We start from the raw sequence: 7983 nt of genomic DNA on the forward strand, positions 1-7983 counted from the left end.
AAATAATTAGTTGCTCTAAAAGAAATACAGTCCGTTGGCATATAAAAATGTTATGAAGGCATAAATATACGGCAAGTGGTAATTTTAACTGCTAATTTTAAGTTAATTCAAAAGTTGTTTTAGTTGTGTAATTGTTTAAGCATTGATTTGTGTAGTCGTTGATTTGTAAATCGTCAACCGTAATGTCATTGCGAGCGTAATGCAATTAGACGAAGTATTCTCATCTTGAAGTTTAAATCGAGGCTGAAATTGAAACTAAAAACCAAATAAAAAAATTCATGTACTTTTGAAATAAAACCAACTCACTATGCGCCATTTATTTTGTGTTTTTTTTATTACTGTAGTGGCTTTACCAAGCATTGCTGCACAATCCATTGAAACTCCAAGTCAATTTCTAGGCTACGACATTGGTACACAGTTTAGTCGTCATCATCAGGTTATAGATTATTTTAAAGCAGTTGCTTCTGTAGTTCCTAATCAGGTAAAATTAGAACAGTATGGTACAACAAACGAGAGAAGGCCTTTGTATTTAGCTTATATATCTTCTGAAGAAAACATTAAAAATCTCGAAACCATTAGAGAAAATAATTTAAAAAACACTGGTTTACAAGAAGGCAGTTCCACTACACTAACAAACCAGAATAACGATATTGCTATTGTATGGTTAAGTTATAATGTACATGGTAATGAAGCCTCTAGTACAGAAGCCGCAATGCTAACGCTTTATAAGCTTTTAACCGAAAGAAAAGATTTACTAGAGAACACCATAGTTATTATTGATCCTTGTATAAATCCTGATGGTCGCGATCGTTATGTTAATTGGTATAACGAAACCGCGAGTCAACCTTATGATATTGATCAACAAGCCAGTGAACACAACGAACCATGGCCAGGAGGACGTCCAAATCACTACTTATTTGATTTAAACAGAGATTGGGCTTGGGCAACACAAATAGAGAGTGCAACCCGATTACAAGCATACAATAAATGGATGCCACATATTCATGTAGATTTTCATGAGCAAGGGCCAAATGAACCTTATTATTTTGCACCTGCAGCTGAACCTTTTCATGAAATTATTAGTGATTGGCAACGCGATTTTCAAACGCAAATAGGAAAAAACCATGCTAAATATTTTGATGCTGAAGGTTGGTTGTTTTTTACCAGAGAACGCTTCGATTTATTCTATCCGAGTTATGGTGACACCTATCCTACTTATATGGGAGCTATTGGTATGACCTACGAGCAAGGTGGACATGGCATGGCTGGCTTAGGGATTTTAAATGATGAAGGCAAAGTGCTAACACTTATTGATAGATTAACGCATCATACAGTTACCGGAATTTCAACTGTTGAAATTGCTTCAAAAAATGCAAAGCAATTAAATTCTGAATTTGCTAAATTCTTCAAAAATGACAACTTAAAATACAAAAGCTACGTCGTAAAAGGTAATGTAGATAATTTAAATAGTCTAAAAAATCTTTTAGACAAGCATAATATTGCTTTTGAAAATGCTAGTGACTCTAAAGTAACTGGTTATAATTATGCCACTGGTCAACAAGGTAGCATGGCTGTAGATAACAATGCTGTGGTTGTACACACCAATCAACCTAAGGGTAAAATGGTTAAGGTTTTATTTGAACCTAATGCAAAGCTAAGCGATTCATTAACCTACGATATTACGGCTTGGTCTGTACCTTATGCATATGGATTGGATGCTATTGCCAGTACAAAAAAGGTAAACAGTAGTAAATTAGCCGAACGCAAAATATTACAAGTGTTAAAGGATGCTTACGGCTATGTGAGTAAATGGAACTCTCTTGAAGACGCTCAATTTTTAGCAGAGTTATTAAAACGCAACTTCAAAGTAAGATTCACAGAAAAACCATTTAAATCTAATGATTCTTATTTTGAGCGTGGTTCGCTTGTGATTACTAAAGGAGACAATAAACACATTAAAGAATTTGTTAGCTCTTTAAATAAAATTGCTCAAAACCACAGACAAAATTTAACGCAGATCAAATCTGGATTTTCGCAAACCATACCAGATATTGGTTCGCCAGATATAAAATTAATCAACAAACCAAAAGTGGCTGTACTCTCAGGTGAAGGCACATCATCATTAAGCTATGGTGAAATATGGCATTTCTTTGAGCAACAATTGCATTATCCATTAACATCTATTAACACAGATGATTTAAGTAGAACACGTCTGAGTAAGTACAATGTGCTTATTATACCTAATGGATATTATGGTAGTGTTCTCAACGAAGACAACATGAAAAAACTTAATGATTGGGTACGCTCTGGCGGAAAAGTTATTGCTATAGATGGTGCTTTACGAAGTTTTGCTGGTAAAAACGGATTTTCTCTTAAGTATAAGGATACTGAAAACAACGGTAATGATGATAATTTAACGCCTTATGCTGAGCGCGAACGTGAGTACAGCAACAACCTAATTACTGGTGCTATTTTTAAAACTAAAGTAGACAATACGCATCCTATGGCTTTTGGTTATAGTAAGGATTATTTCACGTTAAAATTAGGAAGTTCAGCTTACGATATTTTAGACAGTGGCTACAACGTTGCACATTTAGACAACACAAAGGTTTTCTCTGGCTTTGCTGGTAAAGCTGCACTTAAAAATCTCAACCACACCTTAGTATTTGGTGAAGAGCGTAAAGGTAGTGGTAGTTATATCTATTTTGTAGATAATACTTTGTTTAGAAGCTTTTGGGAAAACGGGAAATTATTCTTGGTAAACTCTATTTTCTTTGTAAACAATAATGCATATGAACTTTAACCTTTTGTCAGTTAGAGTGAAATTTTTAATTATGGAAATTTCAAACTTTGACTACGTTTAGGAGAGCTGCCGAGAAATCTAGAACATTAACGTTCTAGGCACGATTTTTTTAAAAAAACCAGACCTTCAAATTAACTAATGATAATTTATATTTAAAAAACTAACAAAACATTATATTATGAAACTAGGCGCTTTTTCAGTTAGTCTCGCAGTAAAGGACATTAATGCCTCAAAAGTATTTTATGAAAACTTAGGGTTTTCTGTTTTTGCAGGAGATTTAGATAAGAACTACCTTATTATGAAAAACGAAACTTCTTTAATTGGTTTATTTCAAGGTATGTTTGAGAACAATATCCTTACCTTTAATCCAGGTTGGGATCAAGATGCTAACACACTAAAACAATATGATGATGTTAGAGACATTCAAAAGTATTTAAAATCTAAAGCTGTTGTATTTGAACATGAAGCTGATGAATCTACAACAGGACCTGCTAGTTTTGTAGTTTTAGATCCAGATGGAAATGCTATTTTAGTAGATCAACATATATAGTTATTATGACTTGGGACGATGCATTAAAAATTTACGATGATATTACAGAAGCCTGTAGTGGTTTTGACCGCAAAGGCAAAAAGATGATCTACACCTCATCTAACGGTTACATGTTTACTTTACTCAATAAAGATGCTGAAATTGGTATTCGTTTACCAAAGGAGGAAGCCGCTGAGTTTATGAACAAATATAATACTGGCCATTATTATTCTTATGGTGCTAAAATGAAAGACTATGTTTTAGTACCAGAATCGCTTTGGACAGACAAAAAACTTATGGTTAGCTATTTTGAACAAAGCTTTGCTTATGTTAATACGCTTAAACCGAAATAAAAAAATAAAAACTATGAGTGACGCACTACAAACCATGATTAATAACATGCCAGAGAAAACTGGTAAATCATTAGATGAATGGAAGAAGATATTAAAAGAAAAAGCGTTTACAAAACATTCTGAAGGAGTCAATTTTCTTAAAAAAGAACATGGTGTTACTCACGGTTTTGCAAATACTATTGTAACACTTTCTAAAGAAGAAAATCATTCTGATGAAGATTTAGTTACCAATCAATATAAAGGTAAAGAAAGCTTGTTCCCTATTTACGAAAAGCTACTTCCTATTTTAAAAGGTTTTGGTGATGATGTTACTATAGCTCCCAAAAAAGGAAGCGTAAGCATTATAAGAAAGCGTCAATTTGCACTTATAAAACCAGCAACAAAAACACGAATAGACTTAGGATTAAAATTAAAAGACAAACCTACAACAGATCGTCTTGGTAATTCTGGCCCTTTTGGTACAATGTGTACTCATCGCATACAACTTACTTCAACTGACGACGTTGACAATGAATTAATTGAGTGGATGAAAGAAGCTTATGAAAAGGCAAATTAAGCCTAAGTTTTTATTACAGATTTAATCCAAATTGTTTTGGATTGAAGTTAAAAAATGATTTACAACTAATTTAATAAAAGCTTTAATTTATGAACAACCTTTACCATTCTATCACTTGTTTATCTAATTCAATTATTCCGTTTTCTTCTTTAAACGTTTTATTCTCAAAATATTTGAGAACTTTTTTGGCGGTAACTTTTGGTTCTATATCAGCATCTATTTGAGCAATGTCAGTTTTCATTTTACCAGGATGAATACTTATAAATTTTATATTTTCTTTGAACTCTTTTCGTAAACAAAGAGTCAACATGTTTTGAGCTGCTTTTGCTATTCTATATGAATAGCTAACTGTTATATCATTATAAGTTCCACTACTTTGTCTTGTCATTGAACCTAATCTACTATTAAGATTTAATACAATTGGCTCTTTAGCTTTTAGTAGATTTGCTTTGACTGCCTTTACTGTTCTGAAAACTCCAAGGCAATGAATATTAAAAAGTTTATTGATTTCATTTGATTCAATTTCTTCAATTAAATACGAAAGCCCTCCAATTCCTGCATTATTAATCAATAAACCAACAGGTTGTTCACCAATAGCTTTTTGAATGGTAGTAATTGATTCATCCAATGATAAATCAGCTAAAATTATTTTTCCGTTTTTAGGAAGTTTGTCTTTTAGATTTTCAGCTTCTAATGTATTTCTTAAAATTCCATATACTGTATAACCCTCTGATATAAAAAGTTGAAATAACTCCTTTCCTAGTCCTCTATTAATTCCTGTGATTATAACGTTTTCCTTTTTCATTAACAATAATTAGGATTTTTCAAACTCATAATCTCGCTCAACTTTTGCTATTCTAGTTTTAAAAGACTGATACCATTCTTTCCTACCTCTTTCTCTTGCTATGGTATGTTCCGTATTTTCTTTCCATCTTTTAATCGCGTCTAAATCCTTCCAATAGGATACCGTAATTCCTAGTTCATTTCTAGCACTTTCAACTCCAAGAAATCCGTTTTGCTCTCTTGCCAATTCAACCATTCGTTCTGCCATATTAGAATAATCTTCGACGTTTTCAGTATTTACAGAACTAAAAATCACAGCATAATATGGTGGTTCTGGTGTTTTTGATATCATAAACTTGTTATTAGTCTTCCGTTATTAAGTTTCTTAATTTATTTGTCGATAGCACTGATTTTAAATAATTTTAAAATGACTATAAAAGTATAGAGACCTCACAGGTTTTAAAAACCTGTGAGGTTTTAAAACACTTAAAAACTATTTAAAATTGGACGTTCATCAAAATCTGTAATGTCAGAAATTTTAATCAGCGCGTCTATTTTAATATGAGTTTGTGTTTCTTTAAACACTTCTTCATCACTTTCGGCATCGTCATTAGTGTTCTCTCTGACGATTTTTTGTTTTGTTACAAAATCAATGCTTGTTTCCTTTAATGTTATTGGTCCTCGACTACTAGTTGCCTCGTACTTTATTAGCTCAAAATTAGCATGCTGATATCTAAACATATAACTCCAAAAGCCATATTTACCATGACGGTAGAGTATTTTTAGGTTTCCTTCTTCGAATTCAATAAAAAGTTGCGGTGGATAATAACCACCTCCATCTTCATGCTTTGATGAAAAACAATTGTAATTGTAATCTGCAAGTTTATAGCTGTTACCTATTTTAAATAAAACAATAATGCCTCTCCTATTTCTATCAACAGTTCTATTATAGTTATCTACAACTATATTTTCTTTGGCTGTACCTTTAATAATAAGCACATAATCGTCTTGTTTATCATTGTTTAAGTCACCAAAGTGTTTTTCATATAGTACATATCCTTCAGGAATAAAATCTGATGGTTTTTTGTGTTGTGCATTGCAGCTTAGTGTTATACTAATAATAAGTAGTACTACTATTTCTTTCATAGTTAAGCTTTTTGTATTCAGGGACAAGTCGTTACAAGATTACCACAAAGCCATTTGGCTTCTGTCCAACCTGTTAAACCATTGTACTCAATTTTTACCCAATTTTTATGCAACGCTAAAATGTTAACTTGAGTTTCTTTCGCGATTGTTCCTAAAGATCTCCCTGTTTTAGGTTGGTCTAATAGTGTAACTTTGGTTTGGGTTGAGGCTGCTAGAGCTGAACGATGTATATAACCATAGCCTCGAGGTAAATCGATAGCTTCAGCATCAAGTTCGTCTAATTTTATTACGCGAAACCAATCGTCTTCAAATGCATCAACTGTTAGTATATAATCACTCTCTTGAGCGAGACCATACAAGACTTTACCATTCGGCTCGGTAAAAATATGCGCATGGTCTGGCACATTATCTTTTAAATAAAATCGTAAGGGTTCATTAATCAAAGTATCTAAAGTGTAGGTTTTACCATTAAATTTTAAAAGTCGTGATTTGGTGTAATCAACGTTTTTTTCGTTGCAATCTCCATTATCGTTAATAAATGTGGTTGTTTCAGTAATACGTTCAATTACATTAATATCAAAAAAGCCATTGGTGTTTTCTTCAGAAATAATAAATTCTTTAGAGTTGTTTATGATTTCGCTTTCGCAAGCATCGTTTACTTCACCTCCGCTGTCTTCAACCGCAAAATTAGGAAGCATATTTTTCAGCTTTTTGCCCTCTTTTATAAACAAACTCAAATCTTGTCTATAATATGGATTAACTTTAGACGGCCCAAAATAGCTAACACGAACGCCAAATGCTAAGGTAGAATCGTTAAGCTTATAGCTATCTGGATCTATTTTAATCTCATCTAATCTCAGCGCATCAGACACCCAACCGTTGGTTTGATAGCTTTCAAAATAGGTATGCAAAATATTACCCGAACTATAATCAGCTACCACAATATAACTACTCAAAGCAAAATACTGCTCACCTTCTTCCATAATTCTAGGAATTACAATAATGGCTTCGCGATAATTGTTTGGGTTTTCTGCTACTACAATTAAATCGGTTTTAATTTGTACCCATTTGAGTTTTAAATCGGTTAACACATTGTTTATTAACACATAATTCTCAACAGTTTCTTGAATATCTTCTGATCCATTGTGCTCAATAGTACCATCAGCCATTATGCTATAATTTTCTTCTTCAATTTGTTTTTTCTCTGCCCAAAATATGTTGTGCTTTATGATTTCGTAGTTGTTAATTCGTGAAACGATTTGCGACATGCCCTCTGCAATTTCGTCGTAAGCCACTACAATATGACTAATAATTTGTCCATCTTTATCGTAGTTAATCAATATCGTTTCCATTTCGTTATCACCCTTTTTAATGGTGATAATTACAGAATGGAAGGCTTCTGAAATCGCCAGTTTGTACTTAGAAATGGCTTTGAAATTATGGGTGTCTTTATGAAAATTGGGATAAATACTTTCGAGTTGAAACAGTTGCACATCAACCTCATCGTAATCTTCGGGTTCATTAAAACTATCGAAATTTGTAGTTTCGATTTGTGGTAACGGTTTGGTTTTGGTTTGCGCAATAGCAACATTAAAACGTGTAATATCGATGGGTTTTGATTGTTCTGCTATTGTGTCTTGTGCTTCTGAAGTCTTCTCCTCCACACTATCTACCTGTACTGAAGTTTCTGTTTCTGAAACTTTAGGTGGTGGCGTTTTTGGGTTTTGTTTGCAAGCACATAGCAGAACAAAACAAATAATGTAACTATACTTTACTTTATAAACGTTCATATAACATCTAATACTTTTTCTAA

General features: G+C 32.8%; 8 protein-coding genes. 4 read left to right on the forward strand and 4 right to left on the reverse strand.

Translation table 11 applies throughout. From position 1 onward, the window contains the following. Positions 1-307 precede the first annotated feature (307 nt). The 4 genes from N4A42_RS06110 (at position 308) to N4A42_RS06125 (ending at position 4241) form a co-directional block, all read left to right on the forward strand. Entirely contained in the window at positions 308-2803 is a 2496-nt protein-coding gene (locus N4A42_RS06110) for a M14 family metallopeptidase (protein WP_294071402.1), read from the forward strand. Between the two features lie 178 nt (positions 2804-2981). Beyond that, positions 2982-3353 carry a VOC family protein gene (locus tag N4A42_RS06115; RefSeq protein ID WP_294071404.1) on the forward strand — a complete coding sequence of 124 codons (372 nt, stop codon included), beginning with the start codon at positions 2982-2984 and terminating at the stop codon, positions 3351-3353. Between the two features lie 5 nt (positions 3354-3358). Continuing rightward, positions 3359-3685: a hypothetical protein gene (locus N4A42_RS06120; RefSeq protein WP_294071406.1), complete on the forward strand. Its 327-nt coding sequence runs from the start codon at positions 3359-3361 to the stop codon at positions 3683-3685. A gap of 13 nt (positions 3686-3698) precedes the next feature. Next, the gene (locus N4A42_RS06125) at positions 3699-4241 is read left to right on the forward strand and encodes a DUF4287 domain-containing protein (protein WP_294071408.1); all 543 of its coding nucleotides are present in this window, start codon (positions 3699-3701) and stop codon (positions 4239-4241) included. A gap of 100 nt (positions 4242-4341) precedes the next feature. Here N4A42_RS06125 and N4A42_RS06130 read toward each other — a convergent pair whose 3' ends face one another. From N4A42_RS06130 to N4A42_RS06145, 4 genes are all read right to left on the reverse strand, one after another. Further along, positions 4342-5046 (reverse strand): SDR family NAD(P)-dependent oxidoreductase, encoded by a 705-nt coding sequence (locus N4A42_RS06130; RefSeq protein ID WP_294071410.1) that lies wholly within the window; start codon positions 5044-5046, stop codon positions 4342-4344. A gap of 9 nt (positions 5047-5055) precedes the next feature. Then, positions 5056-5376 carry an antibiotic biosynthesis monooxygenase gene (locus N4A42_RS06135; protein WP_294071412.1) on the reverse strand — a complete coding sequence of 107 codons (321 nt, stop codon included), beginning with the start codon at positions 5374-5376 and terminating at the stop codon, positions 5056-5058. A gap of 134 nt (positions 5377-5510) precedes the next feature. Then, positions 5511-6170: a hypothetical protein gene (locus N4A42_RS06140; RefSeq protein ID WP_294071414.1), complete on the reverse strand. Its 660-nt coding sequence runs from the start codon at positions 6168-6170 to the stop codon at positions 5511-5513. A 17-nt stretch (positions 6171-6187) separates the two neighbouring features. Beyond that, a partial coding sequence (locus N4A42_RS06145) for an SH3 domain-containing protein (protein ID WP_294071416.1) occupies positions 6188-7983 on the reverse strand: 1796 nt, incomplete at its 5' end.

Source organism: Winogradskyella sp. (genome assembly GCF_025210595.1).
Classification (GTDB): Bacteria; Bacteroidota; Bacteroidia; order Flavobacteriales; family Flavobacteriaceae; genus Winogradskyella.

Excerpts from the sequence above, each read along its gene's own strand:
- N4A42_RS06110 (WP_294071402.1), top strand. The coding sequence starts at position 308 with ATGCGCCATTTATTTTGTGTTTTTTTTATTACTGTAGTGGCTTTACCA.
- N4A42_RS06115 (WP_294071404.1), top strand. The coding sequence starts at position 2,982 with ATGAAACTAGGCGCTTTTTCAGTTAGTCTCGCAGTAAAGGACATTAAT.
- N4A42_RS06120 (WP_294071406.1), top strand. The coding sequence starts at position 3,359 with ATGACTTGGGACGATGCATTAAAAATTTACGATGATATTACAGAAGCC.
- N4A42_RS06125 (WP_294071408.1), top strand. The coding sequence starts at position 3,699 with ATGAGTGACGCACTACAAACCATGATTAATAACATGCCAGAGAAAACT.
- N4A42_RS06130 (WP_294071410.1), bottom strand. The coding sequence starts at position 5,046 with ATGAAAAAGGAAAACGTTATAATCACAGGAATTAATAGAGGACTAGGA.
- N4A42_RS06135 (WP_294071412.1), bottom strand. The coding sequence starts at position 5,376 with ATGATATCAAAAACACCAGAACCACCATATTATGCTGTGATTTTTAGT.
- N4A42_RS06140 (WP_294071414.1), bottom strand. The coding sequence starts at position 6,170 with ATGAAAGAAATAGTAGTACTACTTATTATTAGTATAACACTAAGCTGC.